The sequence below is a fragment of the Desulfoferula mesophila genome (assembly GCF_037076455.1).
GTDB lineage: Bacteria > Desulfobacterota > Desulfarculia > Desulfarculales > Desulfarculaceae > Desulfoferula > Desulfoferula mesophila.
Genome location: NZ_AP028679.1, coordinates 2,415,614 through 2,436,101, shown reverse-complemented (window position 1 = coordinate 2,436,101; position 20,488 = coordinate 2,415,614). Strand labels below are relative to the sequence as shown.

At 59.4% G+C, this 20,488-nt stretch carries 17 protein-coding genes and 1 pseudogene; 14 read left to right on the top strand and 4 right to left on the bottom strand.

The window, feature by feature from the left end:
- Positions 1 to 165 precede the first annotated feature (165 nt).
- A complete protein-coding gene (locus tag AACH32_RS10960) occupies positions 166 to 396 on the top strand; it encodes an HU family DNA-binding protein (RefSeq protein WP_338599181.1) in 231 nt (76 codons plus the stop codon).
- 127 nt (positions 397 to 523) lie between these two features.
- Here AACH32_RS10960 and AACH32_RS20895 read toward each other — a convergent pair whose 3' ends face one another.
- Positions 524 to 778, bottom strand: coding sequence for a transposase (locus AACH32_RS20895; RefSeq protein ID WP_350341575.1), 255 nt, complete (start codon positions 776 to 778; stop codon positions 524 to 526).
- 80 nt (positions 779 to 858) lie between these two features.
- Positions 859 to 1,482, bottom strand: a pseudogene (locus tag AACH32_RS10955) (IS5 family transposase); the annotation flags it as partial.
- Between the two features lie 567 nt (positions 1,483 to 2,049).
- Here AACH32_RS10955 and AACH32_RS10950 point away from each other — a divergent pair.
- On the top strand, positions 2,050 to 3,303 hold the full coding sequence (locus tag AACH32_RS10950) for a (Fe-S)-binding protein (RefSeq protein ID WP_338599179.1): 1,254 nt from the start codon (positions 2,050 to 2,052) through the stop codon (positions 3,301 to 3,303).
- A 54-nt stretch (positions 3,304 to 3,357) separates the two neighbouring features.
- On the opposite strand, the gene AACH32_RS10945 is transcribed toward AACH32_RS10950, so the two are convergent.
- Positions 3,358 to 4,263 (bottom strand): dihydrodipicolinate synthase family protein, encoded by a 906-nt coding sequence (locus tag AACH32_RS10945; protein WP_338599176.1) that lies wholly within the window; start codon positions 4,261 to 4,263, stop codon positions 3,358 to 3,360.
- Between the two features lie 244 nt (positions 4,264 to 4,507).
- Positions 4,508 to 6,076 carry a sigma-54-dependent Fis family transcriptional regulator gene (locus tag AACH32_RS10940; protein WP_338599173.1) on the bottom strand — a complete coding sequence of 523 codons (1,569 nt, stop codon included), beginning with the start codon at positions 6,074 to 6,076 and terminating at the stop codon, positions 4,508 to 4,510.
- Positions 6,077 to 6,396: 320 nt separating this feature from the next.
- Here AACH32_RS10940 and AACH32_RS10935 point away from each other — a divergent pair, with 320 nt between their 5' ends.
- The 12 genes from AACH32_RS10935 (at position 6,397) to AACH32_RS10880 (ending at position 20,399) form a co-directional block, all read left to right on the top strand.
- Positions 6,397 to 6,675 carry a UxaA family hydrolase gene (locus tag AACH32_RS10935; RefSeq protein WP_338599171.1) on the top strand — a complete coding sequence of 93 codons (279 nt, stop codon included), beginning with the start codon at positions 6,397 to 6,399 and terminating at the stop codon, positions 6,673 to 6,675.
- A gap of 2 nt (positions 6,676 to 6,677) precedes the next feature.
- Positions 6,678 to 7,844: a UxaA family hydrolase gene (locus tag AACH32_RS10930; protein WP_338599168.1), complete on the top strand. Its 1,167-nt coding sequence runs from the start codon at positions 6,678 to 6,680 to the stop codon at positions 7,842 to 7,844.
- 137 nt (positions 7,845 to 7,981) lie between these two features.
- Complete coding sequence (locus AACH32_RS10925) at positions 7,982 to 9,682, top strand: FAD-binding protein (RefSeq protein WP_338599163.1); 1,701 nt, start codon at positions 7,982 to 7,984, stop codon at positions 9,680 to 9,682.
- Positions 9,683 to 9,725: 43 nt separating this feature from the next.
- The gene (locus tag AACH32_RS10920) at positions 9,726 to 10,067 is read left to right on the top strand and encodes a hypothetical protein (protein ID WP_338599160.1); all 342 of its coding nucleotides are present in this window, start codon (positions 9,726 to 9,728) and stop codon (positions 10,065 to 10,067) included.
- Between the two features lie 17 nt (positions 10,068 to 10,084).
- The gene (gene sdhB / locus AACH32_RS10915) at positions 10,085 to 11,344 is read left to right on the top strand and encodes a succinate dehydrogenase iron-sulfur subunit (RefSeq protein WP_338599157.1); all 1,260 of its coding nucleotides are present in this window, start codon (positions 10,085 to 10,087) and stop codon (positions 11,342 to 11,344) included.
- Positions 11,345 to 12,754 carry a cytochrome b N-terminal domain-containing protein gene (locus AACH32_RS10910; protein ID WP_338599154.1) on the top strand — a complete coding sequence of 470 codons (1,410 nt, stop codon included), beginning with the start codon at positions 11,345 to 11,347 and terminating at the stop codon, positions 12,752 to 12,754.
- Positions 12,755 to 12,764: 10 nt separating this feature from the next.
- On the top strand, positions 12,765 to 14,447 hold the full coding sequence (locus tag AACH32_RS10905; RefSeq protein WP_338599151.1) for an FAD-binding protein: 1,683 nt from the start codon (positions 12,765 to 12,767) through the stop codon (positions 14,445 to 14,447).
- Between the two features lie 38 nt (positions 14,448 to 14,485).
- Positions 14,486 to 15,607, top strand: a complete 1,122-nt coding sequence (locus AACH32_RS10900; RefSeq protein ID WP_338599148.1) for an FAD-dependent oxidoreductase — start codon at positions 14,486 to 14,488, stop codon at positions 15,605 to 15,607.
- A gap of 97 nt (positions 15,608 to 15,704) precedes the next feature.
- Entirely contained in the window at positions 15,705 to 16,718 is a 1,014-nt protein-coding gene (locus tag AACH32_RS10895; protein ID WP_338599145.1) for a TAXI family TRAP transporter solute-binding subunit, read from the top strand.
- Positions 16,719 to 16,903: 185 nt separating this feature from the next.
- Positions 16,904 to 18,817 carry a TRAP transporter permease gene (locus tag AACH32_RS10890; RefSeq protein WP_338599142.1) on the top strand — a complete coding sequence of 638 codons (1,914 nt, stop codon included), beginning with the start codon at positions 16,904 to 16,906 and terminating at the stop codon, positions 18,815 to 18,817.
- Between the two features lie 91 nt (positions 18,818 to 18,908).
- Positions 18,909 to 19,790, top strand: a complete 882-nt coding sequence (locus AACH32_RS10885; RefSeq protein ID WP_338599139.1) for a fumarate hydratase — start codon at positions 18,909 to 18,911, stop codon at positions 19,788 to 19,790.
- Positions 19,791 to 19,808: 18 nt separating this feature from the next.
- Positions 19,809 to 20,399: a FumA C-terminus/TtdB family hydratase beta subunit gene (locus tag AACH32_RS10880; RefSeq protein WP_338599136.1), complete on the top strand. Its 591-nt coding sequence runs from the start codon at positions 19,809 to 19,811 to the stop codon at positions 20,397 to 20,399.
- The last annotated feature ends 89 nt before the right edge of the window (positions 20,400 to 20,488 follow it).

The window sequence follows — 20,488 nt, the reverse complement described above, 5'->3', positions numbered from 1 at the left end:
TCTGGCCAAATCAGAAGCTACTGGCTCAAGTTGTAATGCATCCTGCGATTCATACTCTGGGAAATGACCGGGTTCCTGGGTAGGCAAGCCAACCCGCTTGACATGAATATCTCAACCACCTACGATCACGCTAAAATATAAATTCCTCAAGGGGTTAACCCATCCATGAACAAATCCGACCTGATCAGAATGCTTGCCGAGAAAGAAGACCTCACTCTCAAAAACGCCGAAAGTGCGGTGAACACCATTTTCAAGTCCATCGAGCAGGCTCTTGCCCAGGGAGATCGGGTCGAGATACGTGGCTTCGGCTACTTCCAGGTCAAGAATTATGAAGAATATGACGGCTGGGACCGTAAGACTGGAGGCTGCTGCGTAATTCCCGGCATTGATTTTTGACCTCTCCGCCGTGCCAATCAAAGATTTTCGCTCTTTTTTAGGCCCCGTTTTTGATCTGGGATAGCCCTTACTGCCACTTGCCCGGGGTCATTCTGGGGTAGATGCCGCTCCTGAGGCGCACCATTCCTTATGTATTAGCCATTCGTACTGCCTTCTTGAGGTTGAAGGCCATTGCGTCCAGGAGTAGCTGCAGCCCTACCTTGGCCGCCCCCAGATATCTCGCACGGGCCATTCGATGATCTCTCTTCAGTGTGCCGAAGGCCCGCTCCGCTCTGCAGCGGAATCGGCTGATGGCTCGAATGACCAGGCGTTGGGGCTCGGAAAGGGGCCGGTTGCGGGCGGCTTTATACATGATCCCATCGAAATACCCAGCAGCTTCCAGCTCATGTCGATATTGCTGGCCGCTGTAGCCCTTTTCCGCAAAGACCGGAGCCCCTGCTTGCAGACTACAGCCCTGACTACAGTCATCATCTCTTTACAATCAGGCCGGTTTGCCGGGGTGGCGTGGCCAGCCAAAATAAAGCCATGCTCCGCATCCACCGCGATATGGGCCTTGTATCCATAACAAAACTTTTTGCCCTTGACCGTCCAGGCAGCCTCGGAATCATCGGAGTAAGTGGTCTCCACATTGTAGCCGCCGCTGGTTTGGGATTCTGATGCATCGCCATCTTCATCGACCGGGAAAACATCCTGCTGTTTCCTGGGCCGCCGAGCGCTCTCCAGCAAGCTGGAGTCCACGATGACTCCCGCCTTGATCTCTAGCCCGCCGGCCTCTATCTGAGCGTTGATCATGTCCAGAAGAGGCTTGGCCAAACCCTTCTGATGAATCTCATTGCGAAAACGGCAAATGGTGGAATTGTCCGGGACCTGATGATGCAGGGAAAATCCGCAGAAGTGGCTGAAGGAAATGCGATCTTCCAGATTTTCCGATAACTCTCGGTCAGAAAGGCTATACCAGGACTGCAGTAGCATGGCCTTAAACATGCCTAGGGCGGGATAAACCGGATTGCCCACTGCATTGGCTTTTCTTTCCAGCTTCCTGTCCAGAATTTTCTGGATGGTGCGCCAGTCGATAATCTCATCGATCTTTTCAGGCGTGGTCTAGCTGCGTTTACGCTTGATGGCGGCCATATCGGCGAAGCCGCCCTTTTTGTCGAAACTATTAGCCAAAATGATCCTCCCATATCAATCGCTTCAACATATTTATAAATTATAACAATAAGTTAAATCATAAAATGCCAGTGTACCCCTGCAGCGCTCACCACTTGCTCGTAATTCTATTGTTGTGCGGCCCCCTGCATGGCCTCCCCCAGGCCTCCATCTCCAAAGAAGCAAACCTGGGAATCTCTCATCTCACCTGGACCCGAAACGGGTAGCACCTCAAAGCCTCGGAATCTCTCATCTCACCTGGACCCGAAACGGGTAGCACCTCAGGCCAGGTCAATCCCTTCGCCATCCTTAGCAGAGACCGTAGCACACAACTGGGTGTAGGGATGGCCATGTACATTCTGTTTCGCAATGCGAAAGTTAGATAATGAGAATGGCAGCCAAGAGTACTTTGCTATATGTCTTTTTATGCGACAAAAAAATCTTGAGAACTAAAGTTACTGCCACTAATTGAGCACACGAGCAGACCCATAAAGGACGCGAAAGATGAACCTTGGCCAGTTCTTCGAACAGGAAAAACAGCGAGTCATTGATAACTGTAAAGCATGCGGGCTCTGCGTCAAAAAGTGCCCTATCGTCGCTCACACTGGCTTGGCGCAAATCAAGCCGCAGGAGGTGCAGCGCTCGGTGTTGGACTTCCTAATGCGGGGCGAGGACAGCCCGATTCTGAGGGAGCGCCTAAAATCCTGCATGAAGTGCTATAGATGCGTAAGCAAAATGTGCCCCGAGGGCCTCAATCCCTTGCGCACTCTGGAAATATGCGCAAAGGAAATGTTCGAGGCGGGCCTGGTAGAGTATCCCCCCTGGGATGCCAAGGACCCGGAACTGGTGCACCGGGTGCTGGCCAGCATCCAGATAACCACGGAAGAGTATCGCCGCATCATGACTCCCTCGCCCCAGGCGCGGGCGGAAACCGTCTTCTTCGCGGGCTGCAACGTGTACTACCAGCCAGAAAAGCTGCTCAACGCCATGGATGTCATGGCCCAACTGGACGGCGGCTACGCCTTTGTGCCCGGCCTGGATTACTGCTGCGGCAACTGCTACCTGATCAGGGGACGTTCGGTCAAGGCGGGCGAGGCCTTTGAGGAACTGTTGGCAAAACTGCTGGCCTATCAGCCCAAGACCTTGGTGCTGTGGTGCCCCACCTGTTTTTGCCTTTTCGAGACCACCTTTGGTGAATTTACAAGCTACCCCTTCGAGATAAAGTCCATGGCCCAGTATGTCTCCGAACGCCTGGACCGGCTCCAAATCAACCAACCGCTTTCCTGCAAAGTCACGGTGCACGACGCCTGCAAGGTTGCTTTAACCGGATTGGATCTAGTTGGCTCGCGGGAGGTGTTAAGGCACCTCGGCGTGGAGTTGGTAGAAATGCCCCGCAGCGCCCAAAAGGCCGCCTGTTGTGGATGTTCAGCCATTCGCCATTATCCCCTGGTGGGCTATCAAATGCTGGAGGCGCGCATAGCCGAGGCCGCGGAGACCGGCGCGACTATCATGGCCACTGTGTGCCATTACTGCAACCAGATGCTGGCTTCCAGGCAGGAGGGCGCCCCCTTTACCGTGGAAAACTACATCAACCTGTTGGCTAGCGGCATGGGCGTCGAACGCGAGGACAAGTTCCGCAAGTACAAGGCCTGGGCCGACGCTGAGCGCATACTGGAGGACGCCGCGCCGTTTGTGAGCCAGTCGCCTTTTTCGCATGAGTTGATCAAGAGCACGGTGCGAACCGTGTTTGAGGGCTGAGCTACTCTTGGTCACCAAAGGGCTGGGGATCAGCCCAGCCCTTTTTCCTTGCTTCTATAGATAGGCGCTTTCCAGGTCCGCCAAGTTGGCCAACGCGGCGAGGAGAATGTTTTTGGCATTTTCATCGCCTGGCCTGGACAGCGGCATGCGCACATCTCCGCCGCAACGGCCGGCCAAATCCATGGCCAACTTAAGGCCGCCAACGCCCCAACGCTTGGTTACCATGCCGCCCAGAGGAGTGATCAAGTCCTGCAACTCCCTCGCTCGGGCATGGTTCCCTTCCTTAAAGGACCGCTCCATGGCGATCATGGTGGCGGGGGCCAAATTGCCCACAGCCGCTCCGCAGCCGTCGACACCCATGCACAAGGCCGGATAATAGATGGCCGCCGCTCCCGTCAGAACCACAAAGTCTTCGGGAGTAAGCCTGACGAACTTGCGTAACTGCGCCATGTCGCCCGCGCCGCATTTGACCCCCGCCACATTGGCGTGTTCGGACAGCCGGGCCACCGTATCAGGAGATATATTGAGCCCGGAGGAGGGGGTGCCGTTATAAATCACCACCGGTATCGGTGAGTTGTCCGCCAGCAGCCGGTAGTGAGCCTCCCAGGCCTCGCCGGTCATCTGACCCCTAAAATAAAACGGCGTCAGGGCCAAGGCGTAGTCCGCGCCTTGGGCGCCCGCGATCTTAGCCAGCTTGATGCTGTCCCGCGTGGACTGGGCCCCTATACCGGCCAGAAACACCCGGTCGTTCGATATCACCTCGCGCGCGGCGGCAAAAAGCCGTTCTTTCTCGCCTGCGCTCAGGTGCGGACTTTCGCCCGCCGTGCCGGCCACCAAATACCCTCCCAAGGGCACTTTGTTCCACTGGATGAAGTTGGCTTTAAATCCTTCCAGGTCCAATTCATCATTTTTAAACGGTGTAACCACCGGAGGAATGACGCCGGCGAATGGCTTGCTCATTTGTAGCTCCTATCCGATTCAACGAAATCGCGTAAAGTAAAGATGCGGATGCCGTCCGGGTAGTTCCTGCTGCTCCTTGGGGCCTTGGTTTTCACGTCCTCACTTAAGCGCAGGGCCGGTTATTTGGCGGCTGTTCTTGCTTAAGAGCCTCCGCGAACCAACGCTGCGACTTTGTCCTGTAGGCCCCGGCGGGAAAACCGGCGACAAGGACCCTGCCTCAGCGGAAAACCATATCAGGTCCGGGTCAGCGCGCAAAATGCTTGGGATTGATCCCCAACTTTTTTATGCGGTATTGCAGGGTCGAGGTCGGCAAGTTCAGCCTGTGGGCGGCGCCCCTTTTGCCGCCCACGAACCCGCCGCATTCCTGCAGAGCCTTTTCGATTATTTTTCTCTCCATTTCGGTCAAACTGCCCACGTCTTCGCCGCAGGGTTGCCGCGAATCCCCGATGTATTGGGCAACTTCCCTTTCGGTAATCCTCTTGCCAGACTTCAAAAGAAAGATCCTGCGGATGAAGTTCTTAAGTTCCCTTACGTTCCCAGGCCATCCGTAGCCGCAGAGCATGTCTATGGCCGAAGCATCGAAGGAGGGCGCCGCCATGTTGCTGTTGGTTTCCTCCTCTGAGATAAAGCGCTCTATAAGCAGGGGGATGTCCTCGGTTCGTTCGCGCAGGGGCGGTATCTGAAGGGTTACGGTGGCCAGGCGGTAAAAAAGGTCGTGCCGGAAAGCGCCGGACTCCATGGCACTGTCCAGGTCGTGGTTGGTGGCGGCGATAACCCTAAAGTCCGCCTGGATTGTGCGGGAGTCGCCCACCCGCTCGAACGCGTGGTCCTGTAATACGTGGAGTAGCTTGGCCTGTAGGCCCAAAGGCAAGTCACCGATTTCATCTAAAAAGATGGTCCCGCCTTCGGCCATCTCGAAACGCCCCATCCGGTTATCATGGGCGCCGGTGAAGGCGCCCCGCGAGTGACCAAACAACTCGCTTTCAAACAGGCTGGACGCCAAAGCGGGGCAGTTTATTTTAACCAGCAGGCTGTCCCTGCGCAGACTGCTGTCATGGATGTAGTGAGCCAGGTAGTCCTTGCCGGTGCCGGTTTCCCCCGTGATTAAAACCGGGGCGTCGCTTTTGGCAACCAGGTTAATCTCATGTATTACCTGGCCCATTTGTTTCGATGAGAATACGAACTTCTCCTGCAGGTAGTCACGGTGGGCCTGCTTTTGTAAGTAGCGCTTTTGCTTCTCCAAATTGTCGCTTAGGTTGCGCAGACGGGTGTGAGCCAACATGTTGTCCACTGCTATGGCAACCTGATGGGATAGGTCGGCCAACATCTCGGACAGGCTCTCGAAGTCATCGGGGGGCTTTTTGAACGACAGGTGCATTGTACCTAGGACGTCGTTGCGCACTATAAGGGGAAAGGCCATGGTGGCCCGTAGCCCTGCCCTGAGCATGGCCGGCACCGTGGAAAAATTGGTCACTGTGGCCAGGTCTTTGATTATTAAGGGCTTACGGATGTTTATAGTCCGCTGCGCCACGGAAGCTTTATCCAGGGGCCTCCCCGCAGGGTTCTCCATGCCCTGGGGCACCACCCCGTTGGCCGTGGCGAAATAAGACAGTGCCTGCTCTTTGGGATCGAAAATGTAAACACTCAAGCGGTCATAGGCCACGACCTTCTTCAATTCATTGGCCAGAGCGGAAAACAGGTCGTCCCGGTTGGTCTGGGTGATTATGGCGTTGGTGACATTGAGTAGCAGTTCATATTTGACGCTGGCGTCCCACACATTTGATTTCAAGCGATGAGCCTCCCTATAAATCAAAAGGACCGGGTCAGTTTTTTATAAACGAATTTGAACCGAAATAAAACCAAAATTGGTTTAAAAACCAATTTTGGTTTGGTTGTACTGTTCCGTCACCGCCCTCATATTGGTTTAATATCTATGATTACAAGTGCTTATTAGTTTGAGCCTATTGGCACGTTCTTTGCTCATCTTACCCGACAGTTTGTGAAGGAATTAAAACCCGGTTTGATTTGCGCGCGGCGCACCAGCGGTGAGGGAGTAACCATCTCAAGTGACAGCCGCTAAATACCAATGATAAAGCCAAATTAGTTTGACCATTGCAGGAGGGAGGTTTCTCTATGATCCAATTTTTGGTTCACGAAAAGGCCGACAGCGTGGGCGTGGCCACGGTCGACATCACCGCAGGCAGCGATGCCACGGGCCTTTACATGGACTCCCAGGAGGGCTTGACGGTCAAGGCCCTGGACGACATCCCCCTGGGTCACAAGATCGCCCTCACCGACCTGGCCACCGGCGGCAGCGTCACCAAATACGGCGAGGACATCGGCAAGGTGGTGGCCGAGATCAAAAAGGGCAACCACGTGCACATCCACAATCTCAAGACCAAGAGGTGGTAGCTATGAGCAATTTGGGAACCGTAAAAGGCTACCGTCGCGAGAACGGCCGGGTGGGCATCCGCAACCATGTCCTGATCCTTCCCTTGGACGACCTTTCCAACGCGGCCTGCGAGGCCGTGGCCAACAACATCAAGGGCACCAAGGCCATTCCGCACGCCTATGGGCGTTTGCAGTTCGGCGAGGACCTCAAGCTGTATTTCCGCACCCTGATCGGCACTGGGGCCAACCCCAACGTGGCCGCGGTGGTGGTGATCGGCATCGAGCCCGAGTGGACCAACATCATCGTGGACGGCATCGCCGAGACCGGCAAGCCGGTGACCGGCTTCTCCATCGAGCGCACCGGCGACATCGGCACCATCGCCAAGGCCTCCTGGAAGGCCAAGGAATACGTGCACTGGGCCAGCGAGTTGAAGCGGGAAGAGGTTGACCTGAGCGAGATTTGGGTTTCGACCAAGTGCGGCGAGAGCGACACCACCAGCGGTCTGGCCTCCAACCCCACGGTGGGCAACGTTTTTGACAAGCTGCTGGACGCCGGGGCGACCTGCTCCTTTGGTGAGACCTCTGAGATCACCGGCGCGGAGCACTGGTGCAAGGCTCGTGGGGCGACGCCCGAACTAGGCGAGGCCTTCATGGCCATCTTCGACAAGTACCAGGCCATGGTGGAGGCCAACAAGACCGACGACCTTTCGGGCAGCCAGCCGACCAAGGGCAACATCCGTGGCGGTCTGACCACCATCGAGGAGAAAGCCTTCGGCAACCTGCAGAAGATGGGCAAGAAGCATCCTTACGTGGGCGTCTTGGACAAGGCGGAGACTCCGACCGGTCCTGGCCTTTGGTACATGGACACCAGCAGCGCGGCGGCCGAGGCGGTCACTCTGTGGGCGGCGGGCGGTTTCGTGGCCCACCTGTTCCCCACGGGTCAGGGCAACATCATCGGCAACCCCATCGAGCCGGTGATCAAGCTTTCGGCCAACCCGCTGACCGTCTCCACCATGAGCGAGCACATCGACTACGACTGCTCGGCCATCCTGCGCGGCGAGATGACCCTGGACCAGTCCGGCGACGGTCTCATGGACATGCTCAAGCGGACCTGCAACGGCCGCCTCACCTGCCAGGAGGTCCTGGGACACCAGGAGTTCGTCATCACCAAGCTTTACGAGAGCGCCTAACCCCCCGTGGTCCCGACTGGCTGCCCGCCACGGGCGCCGGCCGGGGCCACGGCCTCTTACCCGCTGAGAGGCTGGAGTAGAAATGGACTTCGTTGTACACCGGGAAAAGCGCGATGTTGCCTAAGATAAAAGTAGATATGTTGACGCTTGGCATGGGGGCCGCAGCCCAACTGGCCGCTCTCAACGCTTATGACGCCAACCCAGATCTAAACATCTTGATCGTTACCAAGGCGCTGCGCGGCAAGGGCGGGTGCAGCCGCATGGTGCAGGGCGGCTTCAACGTGGTCTTGGACCAGGGTGACTCCCACCAGAAGCACTTCATGGACACCCTGAAGGGCGGCCAGTTCATTAACAACCAGGAGATGGCTAAGACCCTGGTAGAACAGGCCACCTACACCATCAAAGAGATGGAAACCATTTACGGTTGCTTCTTCGACCGCAAACCCGACGGAACCGTCCATCAAAAGGCTTTCGCCGGCCAATCCTTTGACCGCACGGTGCATAAGGGCGACCTAACCGGAATCGAGATCATCAGCCGCACCACCGAGCAGATCATGAAGCGGGGCATACGGGTGCTGGAGGAGCACCGGGCCCTGGACCTGCTCTATGACCGCGAACGCGGCCAGGTCACCGGCGCGCTGGTGATGAACATCCGCACCGGGGAGCTGATGGTGGTGGAGGCCGCGGCCACGCTGGTGGCCACAGGCGGCGGCCCCACCTGCTACCGCCTCTGCGCTCCGGGGCCGGAGAAGAGCCTCGACGGCTTGGCCATGCTTTATCGGGCCGGGGTGGAGATGATGGACATGGAAATGATTCAGTTCCATCCCACCGGCCTCATCGTTCCCGGAAGCGTGGTGGCAGGCGCCTTGCTGGAGGAGGGCCTGCGCGGTGCCGGCGCCTATCTCTACAACTCGGAGGGTGAGCGCTACATGCTGCGCTACGATCCCGAGAAAAAGGAGCGGGCCACCCGCGACGTGGTCAGTCGCTCCTCCTACCTGGAGATCATGGCCGGTCGCGGTTACCCCGGCGGCGGGGTGATGATCGACGCGGCCCACCTGGGCAAGGATTTCGTGGAAAAGAATTTCCCGGGCATGACCGAACGAACCCGATTGTTCGGCTACGACTTGGCCCGAAAGCCGGTGGAGGTATCTCCCACCGCCCACTTCCTCATGGGCGGGGCGGTGGTCAACAAGGACACCGAGACCGCGATACCCCGCCTTTTCGTGGCCGGAGAGGACGCCGGCGGAGTGCACGGCGCCAACCGCCTGGGCGGCAACGGTATCGCAGACTCCTGCGTCTTTGGGCGCCAATCCGGTAAGGCCATGGCCCGTTTCCTGGCCACCGACCGCGACATCCCCGAATCGGACCCGGAGATGGTCCAGGGCCTGGCCGACCACTACCGGGCTCCCCTGGGACGCGTCAGCGGCCCGGTACCAGCCGACCTGCGCGATCGTCTGCGCGAGCTCAACTGGATCAAGGTGGGCATCGTGCGCCAGGGCGAGGCCTTGGCCGAGGCCCAGGAAGAGGTCGAGGAGCTCATGGCCGAGGCCATGCAGGCCAAGGTGCCCAAGGAAACCAACTACAACATGATCTGGGGCGAGTGGCTCAGCCTGGTGAACATGCTGGACTTCACCCGCATGTCTAGCAAGTCGGCCAGCCTGCGCGAGGAGACCAGGGGGGCTCACGCCCGGTCGGACTTCCCCGAGCAAAACGATGCCACTGGCCTTTACAACATTTTCCTCCGGCGGGGAGAAGACGGACGGCCGGTGACCGAAAAAAGGCCGGTGGATTTAAAGTACGCGTCGCCGCCGAGCATCGCTGCCCCGAAAGAGGCCTAATTCTCGGACGGTGATCTCATTAGCTGTGAGGAGAAAAGCAGCAGTGACTATTGCAAATAAATTGAACTACAGGCAGCCCCTGCACCGCGGCGTGCTGGACCCCAACCGGATACGCGCCACGCAGGCCGGCATGTGGGCATGGCTTTGGCAGCGCATCTCGGCGCTGGCCATCTTGGTGTTCCTGGTACTACACCTGACCTTGACCTATCGCCCTCTCCTGCAGTTCTGTCTGCTGTTCACGGTTACCTTCCACGCGGTGCTGGGCCTCAGGGTAATACTAATCGACTTCGGTCTGGTGCACGTGCGCTACCAGAAGCTGTTGCTGGCGGGCTTGGGTCTGCTGGGCGCGGTCATGTTGGCCATAGTTTGGTTTGGCATCTACTAGGCAAGCAGAAGAGAGCAATGGCAGAGACTAAGGGCGGTAAAAAGACTTTCAAGGTATTTCGCTACGACCCTGCCAAGGGCGGCGAGGGACATTTCGACACCTTTGACTTGGAGATCGAGGACTACTACGCGACCACCATCCTGGACGTGCTTTTCAGGATCCAACGGGAGCACGACCAGAGCCTGTCCTTCCGCTATGCCTGTCGGGTGGCCATGTGCGGCTCCTGCGGCATGGTCATCAACGGCAAGGAGGGCCTGGCCTGCAAGACGGTGGTGGCCGATCTCAAAACCCCGGAGATCACCCTGCGGCCCTTGAATCATTTCCCCATCGTCAAGGACCTGACGGTGGACATGGAACCGTTTTTCAAGAAGTACGAAGAGGCCATGCCTTACTTCGATCCGGCCGAGGAGGCCAGCGAGCCGGCGATTGTGCGGCCCGATACCTGGGAACGCAAGGCCATTGACATGGCCACCGACTGCATAGCCTGTGGCTGCTGTGTTTCCAGCTGCACCATGGCCTTCTGGCATAAGGACTACCTGGGTCCGGCCGCGCTCAACCGTTCCATGACCCTCTTGGCCGACAGCCGCGACGGCTTGCACGACGAACGCCTGGCCACGGCCATGGAGTCCTGCTACAACTGCCGCCTGGAGTTCAACTGCACCGAGGTCTGCCCCAAGGAAATCAGCCCCACCCGGGCCATCAAGTACATTCACCGCATGGCCATAAGCCAGGGGCCGGGCCTTGCTCAGCGCCTGAGCCCCGCCCCCGAGCCCGTGGCCCTGCCCGCCCCGGAACCTCTGACCCCGGAGATGAGCCGGCGGCGCTTCCTGGGCCGTAGCGCGGTGAGCCTGGGCGTGGTGGCCGGAGCCGCTTTGGTCGGCCTGGTTTCTGTTTCAGCCCTCTCGGCCGCCTTCAAAAAGCCCGAGTGCAAGTGGGTGTCTCTGGGGCCCCTGGAAAAACTCACCGCCGCCCCCGGCGAGGTGCTAACCATCTACGCCGACTATTCCCTAGAAGACGGCTTCTACAAGCGCCAGGAACACAAGCCAGTGCTGGTGGAGATGGACCGGGAAAAGAACAAGGTCACCGCCTTCAACAGCCGCTGCACCCACCTGGGGTGCACCGTGCACTGGGACCAGCAGAAAAAGCTGTTCCTCTGCGCCTGCCACGGGGGCACCTTCTTCCCCGACGGCACGGTTAAATCCGGTCCCCCGCCACGGCCCTTGGACCGCTACGAGACCAAAGTCAGCGGCGGCCAACTCTATGTGCTGGAGGCCTAGATGTCGCGATTCGCATCCTTCTGGGCCGAGCGCTTGGGTTGGGAAAAGCACCTCAAGCCCTTCTTGTACAAGCCGCTGCCCGGCCGCCTGAACTGGAGCTTCACCCTGGGCAGCCTGTTGCTGTTGCTGTTCGTGGCCCAGGTGGTCACGGGCATCCTGCTGGCCGCCTTTTACAACCCCTCGCCGGACCACGCCTACCAGTCCATCGGCTACATCATGACCCAGTTGCCGGCCGGGGCCCTGGTGCGGGGTCTGCACCACTACGGCGCGGCGGCGATGGTCATACTGGCGGCCGCTCACCTGCTTTCCAACCTGTACTACGGGGCCTACAAGCCCCCCCGGGAACTGACCTGGGTGGGCGGGGTGTTCCTGCTGCTGATGGTGTTGGGCTTCGGCTTTACCGGCTATCTGCTCCCCTGGGACCAAAAGGCCTACTGGGCGACGGTGGTGGGCACCAACGTGGCCGGGGACATCCCCGTGATCGGCGGTTTCCTGGCCGGGCTTTTGCGGGGAGGTCCCAACGTTAGCGGGCTCACCCTGACCCGCTTCTACTCAGTGCACGTGCTGCTGTTGCCCGCGCTCACCGCCCTGTTGATCATGATCCACATGTACCTGGTGCGCCTGCACGACATCTCTTACCACGGCGCGCCCCAGGGAAAGGATGACAAGCCCTACCTTTTCTTTCCCGACCACGCCCTCAAGGCGGCGGTGGCCTTCCTGGTGGTGCTGGGGGTTATGATCATCCTCTCGCTGGTTTCGCCTCCCACCCAGGAGGCAGTGGCCCGCACCCCTGACCCGACCTATCTGCCCCGGCCCGAATGGTACTACATGTGGCTGTTCAAGCTGCTCACCTACTTCGAAGGGGGCGCCGAACTCATAGGCAGCTTCGTTATCCCCCTGGGTCTGTTGGCCCTGCTGGTGGCGCTGCCCTTTTTGTCCAAGAGCCACTCCCAGGAACCCTCCAGCCGGCCGCTGGTGCTGGCCGTGGCCGGGGCCTGCCTGGTGGCGGTGGTCTACCTCACGGCAATGGGGGTGGCCGAGTCCAAGCCCTACGGCCAGGTGGTGGTGGTGCCCGCGGAGAAGCTTTCTCCCCAGGCCATCCGGGGCCTCCGCTTGTGGGTGGAAAAGGATTGCGCCTATTGCCACCAGATCATGGGGCGCGGCGGTCACCGAGTGGGGCCGGATATGTCCAACATAGTTGCCAAGGGCAGAACCCGCAAGTACCTGGTGGATTTCATCCGCAACCCCCAGAAGACCAAGCCGCTTAGCATCATGCCCAAGTACGACCTTAATCCCCAGGAACTGGAGGCTTTGGGCTCCTTCCTGCTCAGCCTGGATTTCGCCGGCAAAGGTGAGCGGGTGTTGACGCGGGAACAGGCCCTGGCCCTAACCCAGCAAACGGATAAATAAGGGCGAGAAGTTGGTTAAGCATGAGAGACATATCGAAACCGACATCCTGATCGTGGGCGGCGGTAGCGCCGGGTGCATGGCCGCCATCCGCGCCAAGGAGATCGCACCCGATCTGCGGGTGGCGGTGATGGAAAAGGGCGACCTAATGTATTCGGGCTGCATAGCTATGGGCATGGACGCCTTGAACATCGTGGCCATCCCGGGCTTCACCTCCCCGGAGCTATACCTGGAGGCCACCACCCTGGCCTGCGAGGGAGTGGTGGACGGCGGGCCCTCTCTGGAGATGGCCGCCCGCTCCTGGGAGCTGCTCAAGAAACTGGAAGCGTGGGGAGTTCACTTCCCCATGAAAAACGGCAAGTACGAAACCCTGCAGGTGCACCCCAAGGGCGAGTTCCTGGTGACCATGAAGGAGCCCGACCTCAAGAAGATCATCGCCCGCCGGGTGTACGACATGGGTTGCCGGGTCATCAACCGAACCATGGCTTTCGAGCTGATGATGGAGGGCGACCGGGTGGCCGGCGTGCTGGGCTACAACGTGCGCACCGGCGAGCTTGTCATCTGCCGGGCCAAAGCTGTCATCATCTGCTCCGGCGGCCTGGCCCGCTTCAGCTTGCCCAACTCCGGCTACCTCTATGGGGTCTACGACTTCCCGGGCAACACCGGCGACGGCTGGGCCATGTCCTACCGGGCCGGAGCTGAGTTGACCGGCATGGAGTACACCACCTGCTATTGCATCATCAAGGACATTGGCGCCCCGCTGCTCTACATCACCCTCACCCGGGGGGCCCAGGCCCTCAACGGCCTCGGCAAACCTATCGAGGGTGGCCACATCTCTATCAAGACCCTGGTGCAGGAATACGCCGATGGCCGCGGCCCGGTGTTCATGCGGCTCAAGCACCTACCCGAGGAAAAGATCCAGGAGATAGAAGACATTCTGTTCACCACCGAGAGGCCGGTGATGGAGCGCTTCTTCAAGGGCCGGGGAATAGACTTCCGCAAGACCGACATAGAGCTTTACAACACCGAGCACTTCCTTTGCAGCGGCCATGGCCAGGCCGGCCTGGTGGTAAACCAAGTGGGCGAGACCAATCTGAGGGGGCTGCTGGCCGCCGGCGATGCCGCCTGCGTGGCCCGGGGCCACCTGACCGGAGCCTTCGCCTTCGGGGAAGCCGCCGCAGACCGCGCCGCCGAAATTTGTCGCTCGGAGCAGAGGGCCAGCCCCGAGGCCGCCGGGGTGGACGGCGCCCGCCGCAAGCTGGCTGGCATCTTCAAGATGGACGGGCCCGTCGACCCCCATCAGTTCGAATACAAGGTGCGCCGCCTCATCGGCGACTACCTGGTACCGCCCAAGAACGAAATCAAGCTCAAGCTGGGGCTGGAGTGGATGGATCGTTTCGCGACCATGCTCGACAGCACAGTGCGTGTCACGGACCCCCACTGGGCCAGCAAGATTCTGGAGATCGAATCAATCATCGATACGGCCACCCTCTCCGGCTGCGCTTCTCTCGCCCGTACGGAAAGCCGTTGGGGCTACTGGCACTACCGCACTGATTATCCACAGCGCAACGACGACGAGTGGGTGCGCCACGTGGTCCTGAGCAAGGGCGATGAACAACGCAGACCGCGGGTGACTTTGCGAGACATCGACTTGTTGCCTCTGCAACAAGGCCTTTGGCCGGCGGCCGCTCCCTGAGCGGGATATCCGGCGCTGGGCCGAGGAGACGACCTAGAGTGACTCTGCTCATAAAAAATGATAAATGTCTGGCTTGTGGCGAATGCGCCGAACGCTGCATCCTGGACAACATCCGGGTGCAAACTCCGCCCTGCCGCGCCGCTTGTCCGGTCGATCTAAACCCGCAACAATTTGTCACCTTGGTCGCCTTGGGCCGCTCCCACCAGGCCGCCGAAGCCATCCACGACAGCGTGCCTTTTCCCCGGCTGTTGGCCGACCTCTGCCCGGCTCCCTGCCAAAAGTCCTGTACCCGCCGCCGAGTGGACCAGGCAGTGGCCATCCACGCACTGGAGCTCTATTTGGTGGAAAGCTTTGAGCCCGCCGCGGATCGGTTCGTTTTGGCCAGCGATACCGGTGAGCAGGTGGCGGTGGTGGGCGCCGGCCCGGCCGGCATGACCGCCGCGGTGCGCCTGCGTCAGGCGGGGCACAAGGTGGTGCTGTTCGAGGCCCAGGACCAGGCTGGCGGGGGCGCGCGCGATCAGGTTTCGCCGGAGATGCTCGCCGCCGAGATAGGTCTGCTGGCCGACCTGGGCGTGGAGCAACGCCTGGGCAAGCAGATAGGCGCTTCCGTCGACCTGGCCATGCTGCGCCGCGACTTTCTGGCCATCCTGCTGGCCCTGGGGCCAGAGGCCCAGGTGGACTTCGCGGTCCGCGAGGGGGCCGAGTTGGACGCCGAGGGACGCCTCAAGGTGGACACCAAAACGATGAGCACCTCGCTGGAGGGGCTGTTCGCCGCCGGCCAGATGCTGGACGGAGTGGACAACCAGGTGGCGGCCATGGGCTCGGCCCAAAAGGCGGCGCGCTATGTGGACCGATATGCGCGGGGCCAGAGTCTTGAACTTCCCCGCGTTTTGGAATCGGAAAAAATCCTGCCGGTCCGGGTGGACGCCCAACGCGTGAACGAACTGCGCTGGCAGGCGGCCAAGGGGTTGTTGGCCGCAAGCTACGTCCCACCCGCGGATGGGAGCCTGGAAGAAGGAGATGCTAGCTTGGCCGCGGTGCCCTGTTTGCGCTGCGCCCAACCCGTGGATTACTACGACGAATGCTGGTACTGCCTGCCCTGCGAGGTCGAGTGCCCCACCAGCGCCTTGATCCTGGAAATTCCCTTCCTGGTCAAGTGAGCGTTGGCGGGCAACAACCGACCACGCATAGGTTAGCCGGAGCCGGCTTGGTCAATAGCGACCCATGTATTTGGGTGAAAAAACTGGAGGGAGAACGATGACCAAGAAAGCTAGCCATTGGAAACCTATCTTTTTGATCGCGGCCTGTCTGATGTGGCTGCTGCCCGCCGCGGCGAACGCCGCGCCGCCCAGCCCAGATACTTCCGCCGTGCTCAAGGCCGGCGGCGGTGCCGTGGGCGGTATCGGCTACATGGTGATGACCGGCATGGCCAAAACGGTGCGTGAGGCTTATCCCCGTATTGATGTGACGGTGGTCCCAGGCGGATGGGTGGGCAACCTGTACCGGGTTAACTCGGGTGAGATGGACATCGGATCCACCACGGTAGCTATGTGCTCTTTGGCTTCGGAGAAGGCAAAGCCCTTTGAGAAGCCGTTGCCCAACGTGCGCTCCTTGTATGGCACTCAGGACCGTTTGTACTACTTCGCCATTGTGCGCAAAGATCTGCCGGTCAACAGCTTGGCCGAGCTTTTCAGCAAAAAGATTCCCGTCAAGCTCTGTACCATCCAAAAGGGCACCACCACTGAGCTCATGTGGCGCAACGTGTTCAATAGCCAAGGCGTGAGCTGGGAAGACCTGGAGAAATGGGGCGGCAAGATGAACTTCGTCGCCTGGGGAGACGCGGTCAACCTGGTCAAGGACAACCACGCCGACGGCATCCTCGCGGTGGGCGTGCGCAAGATGGGTTGGGTCATGGACCTGACCAACTCCCGTGAGATGAAGATTCTAAAGTGGGACGACAACCTCTTCAAGATTCTCAATAAGAAGTTCGGCTTTGACACCGATGCTATCCCGGCGAACACTTATCCGGGCATCACCGAGGCGGTGGTATGCCCCACCGACTCGGGCGAGGTTATCGTCAACGCCAGCATTCCCGACGACGTGGTCACCGCCATCCTGACGGCATTGGCCGACAACGCCGAGGCGCACAGCAAGTTCCACAAGGCCCTAAGTAACTTCACCGCGGCCGGCATGGCCAAAAACATCAAGTTGCCCCTACATCCGGCAGCCAAGAAATTTTATCAAGAGAGAGGCATACAGCTGCCCAAGTAATTACAGCGGCCGGGTTGGGGGCCACCACCAAGCCCCCCAGCCTGGCCCAATAAAAACATCTTGTTTGCCAGTTTCGCCTGGATCGGTTTCCGTCGACCCGAGCCGCGGTGCCCCCGGGCCCCAAGCGGCCCAGTTCTAGGCGGCGAGGCAGGCTAACTAAAATGGATGTTCATGGGAGAACTGGAATGCCTAGCGAAATGGGAGCAGCAACAGAGGCCGACAGCGGAGTGAGCCTCAAAGTAGTAAAGGTGGCCATTGGCGTCTTGGGAGTGGGCATAAGCTGCTTTCAACTCTACACCGGTGGCTTTGGTGTTGTAGAAGCCTACATGCAGCGCACCATCCACTTGATGACGCTGATGACCTTGGCATTCTTGTGTTTCCCGACCAATCGCAAATGGTCGTCCCGTACCAATGCCTTCATAGATATTTCCCTGGCCGCCTTGTGTCTTATCATCGGGGCTTATTTGTTTTTCGACCATGACCGCATTGTGGGGCGGGAATGGTACTACGGGCCGATGACCACTGGGGACATTGTATTCGGCATCATGCTGATGGTGCTCACCCTGGAGTCGGCCCGCCGAGTGGTGGGGCCAGCCCTACCCATAATAGCCCTGGTGTTTGTCGCATATTGCATGGTCGGCGCCCATCTGCCTTATCCTTTCACTATCCGTACGCCGCCCCTCAAAATATTTTTGGATCACATGGTCCTGACTCCGCAGGCCATCTTCGGGGTGCCTGTGGGGGTCTCGGCGACGTTTGTTTTCCTATTCATCCTTTTTGGGGCCTTCCTGGAGCGAACGGGCGGCGGTAAATTTATCATCGATTTCAGCATGGCCCTGGTGGGCCGGGCCACTGGCGGCCCGGCCAAGGTGGCCGTGCTGGCCAGCACCCTGTTTGGCACCGTATCAGGGCACTCTGTAGCCAACGTCTACGGCACCGGTACCTTCACCATACCCCTAATGAAGAAGATGGGTTATAAGGCTGAGTTCGCGGGGGCTGTGGAAGCGGCTGCCAGTGCGGGCGGGCAAATCATGCCACCCATCATGGGCGCGGCCGCTTTCATCATGGCCGAAATTCTGGGTATGCCTTACCTGACCATCTGCGCTGCCGCCTTGATACCTGCCTTGCTGTACTACGTTGCGGTGTTCGGCTCCACCCACGTGGAAGCATTGCGCCTGGGTCTTCGAGGGCTTTCCAAGGAGGAGGTGCCCTCCCTGATTGAAACCCTCAAGCACGGGTCTCACTTCTTTATTCCCATTATCCTGATGATTGTGGTGCTGGTAATGGGATACACGCCTTTCAGGGCCGCTTTCATAGCCATCGTGGCCCTGGTAGTAGTGGCCCAGTTCCGTAAAGAGAGCCGTCTATCCCCACGCGGTTTCATAGAAACATTGATCCAGGGCGCCAAGAACAGCATAGTAATCGCGGTTTCCTGCGGCTGCGCCGGCATCGTGGTGGGGGTGCTGGATATAACCGGCCTTGGCATCAAGTTCGTGACCATTGTAACCGAGCTGTCCATGGGCATATTCCCCCTCGCCCTGATCCTGGTTATGGTCTCTTGCCTGGTCCTGGGCATGGGCGTGCCCACCGCGCCGGCCTACATCATCGCCGCCATGATCGCCGCTCCTACCCTGGTCAAATTCGGGGCCAATCCCGTAGCGGCGCACATGTTTGTTTTCTATTCTGCCCTGCTCAGCGCGATAACCCCGCCGGTGGCCCTGGCCGCCTACGCCGGAGCCGCCATCTCTGGCGGCAACGTGATGAAGACGGGCGTAATCGCCTCCAAGCTCGGCTTCGTGAAGTTCCTGGTCCCCTACATGTTTATCTACAACGGCGCCTTCCTGATGATGGGCGCCCCCTCTTTCATTGTGTGGTCGCTCTTCACCGGAATAGTGGGGACTATCGGGCTTGTTGTGGCCATGGAGGGCTATTTCTACGCGCGTTTAAGCACCATTGAGAGGGCCCTGTTCGCCTTGGCCGGCGTGGGGGCCTTGATACCTGAGTTCTATTCGGACATACCCTCGTTGGTAATCTTCGGAGTCGCCACTTGGATGAACCGCAAGAAAAAGTTGGTCGCCACCACGGTGGCCGAGGTTTAACAAACGCCCCCGGTCTGCGTCCCTGTTGGTGCAACCGCATCAGGCATCGGCGCGCGCCGGATGAGATGGGATATCAAAGGAGAATTTAACGATGGGCGATTTTGACTATAACATAGTGCAAGAGGCCGCCAAGCAGCTCTACATAAGGGCTCTAACGAATCTGCCGCCGGACGTGCGCCAGGCCCTCAAGCGGGCCTATGAGCGCGAGACCCAGCCCACGGCCAAAGAAGTCTTCAAGGCCATGTTCAAGGCCATCGATATAGCGGACCAGAAGAACACCTTGGTCTGCCAAGACACCGGACTGCCCATTTACATCGTTAAGGTGGGAAGCGACTTTGCCTGGAACGGGGCCAAGATCAAAAAATGCCTGAGTGAGGGTGCCGCCGCCGCCACCTTGGATTTCCCCTTCCGGGGCAGCTCCACCCACATCCTCACCCGCCTCAACCCCCAGAACTCGGTGGGCCGCGGCCTGCCTGTGGTTTACTGGGATTTCGTGGAGGGTTCCGACACCCTGGACATCCTCATGATCCCCAAGGGGTCCGGTTCGGAAAACATGAGCACCATGAAGATGTTCATTCCGGCCGACGGCAAGAACGCCCTGAAGAAGTTTGTGCTGGACACCTACATTGCCTCGGGCAGCAACCCTTGTCCTCCAGGCATTATCGGGGTGGGCATCGGGGGCACCGCCGATCTAGTGATGCGCTTGGCCAAGGAGGCAATCGCCCGGCCGGTGGGACAGCGCAGCGAGGACCCGGAGATCGCCAAGATGGAGGAGGAACTGGAGGAAGCCATCAACGCCACGGGCATCGGCCCCATGGGTCTGGGCGGGGACATCTCCACCTTGGCGGTGCACATCGAGTGGGCCTATACCCACATCACCCAGAACCCGGTGGCGGTCAACACCCAGTGTTGGCCGGCGCGCCGGGCCCGGGCCACCATTCACCCCGATGGCAAGGTCGAATACGGCTTCTAGGGTCAGGAGGACTTAAGCATGGCTACCTATCATCTACAAACGCCTTTTTCAGAGCAGGACATGCGCCAACTCAAGATCGGCGACATTGTTTTTTTCGATGGGACCCTGTTCGGCATCAGGGACCTGACCCAAATCTATATGTTCGACCAGCAGCACGAGCCACCGGTGAGCTTGGCGGGCTTTCCCATCATTCACACAGCGCCCAGCCTGCGCAAGGTGGGCGACAAGTGGGAGAAAATCTGCGTTGGCACCACCACCAGCGGCCGCATGGATCGCTTTACCCCGGCCTTGATTGAGAAGTACGGGGTGCGCGCGGTGATCGGCAAGGGCGGCCAATACCAGCAAAGCCTGGACGCCATGCAAAAATTTGGTGCGGTTTATCTGGCGATTGTGGGGGGAGCGGCATCCCTAGAAACCGAGCAGATCGAAGAGGTCGAAGAGGTCTATTGGGAGCACCTGCATCCGGAGGCGCTCTACAAGTTCCGGGTTAAAGACTTCGGTCCACTGACTGTGGCCATGGACAGCCACGGCGGCCATCGATACTTCGAGATCAAGGCGGAGGCGGAACGCCGCCTGCCGGGAATTTACCAAAAACTAGGCGTTGCCTAGGAAAGACGGTTTTAGCCCCGGGAGGCGTGATGGTGCGCTTGGAAGGCAGACGGTTGACCTCCCGGGTCCCGAAAGCAGGTTCAGGGTCC

Excerpts from the sequence above, each read along its gene's own strand:
- sdhB (WP_338599157.1), top strand. The coding sequence starts at position 10,085 with ATGGCAGAGACTAAGGGCGGTAAAAAGACTTTCAAGGTATTTCGCTAC.
- AACH32_RS10930 (WP_338599168.1), top strand. The coding sequence starts at position 6,678 with ATGAGCAATTTGGGAACCGTAAAAGGCTACCGTCGCGAGAACGGCCGG.
- AACH32_RS10960 (WP_338599181.1), top strand. The coding sequence starts at position 166 with ATGAACAAATCCGACCTGATCAGAATGCTTGCCGAGAAAGAAGACCTC.
- AACH32_RS10925 (WP_338599163.1), top strand. The coding sequence starts at position 7,982 with ATGTTGACGCTTGGCATGGGGGCCGCAGCCCAACTGGCCGCTCTCAAC.
- AACH32_RS10895 (WP_338599145.1), top strand. The coding sequence starts at position 15,705 with ATGACCAAGAAAGCTAGCCATTGGAAACCTATCTTTTTGATCGCGGCC.
- AACH32_RS10885 (WP_338599139.1), top strand. The coding sequence starts at position 18,909 with ATGGGCGATTTTGACTATAACATAGTGCAAGAGGCCGCCAAGCAGCTC.
- AACH32_RS10910 (WP_338599154.1), top strand. The coding sequence starts at position 11,345 with ATGTCGCGATTCGCATCCTTCTGGGCCGAGCGCTTGGGTTGGGAAAAG.
- AACH32_RS10935 (WP_338599171.1), top strand. The coding sequence starts at position 6,397 with ATGATCCAATTTTTGGTTCACGAAAAGGCCGACAGCGTGGGCGTGGCC.
- AACH32_RS10890 (WP_338599142.1), top strand. The coding sequence starts at position 16,904 with ATGCCTAGCGAAATGGGAGCAGCAACAGAGGCCGACAGCGGAGTGAGC.
- AACH32_RS10880 (WP_338599136.1), top strand. The coding sequence starts at position 19,809 with ATGGCTACCTATCATCTACAAACGCCTTTTTCAGAGCAGGACATGCGC.
- AACH32_RS10950 (WP_338599179.1), top strand. The coding sequence starts at position 2,050 with ATGAACCTTGGCCAGTTCTTCGAACAGGAAAAACAGCGAGTCATTGAT.
- AACH32_RS10945 (WP_338599176.1), bottom strand. The coding sequence starts at position 4,263 with ATGAGCAAGCCATTCGCCGGCGTCATTCCTCCGGTGGTTACACCGTTT.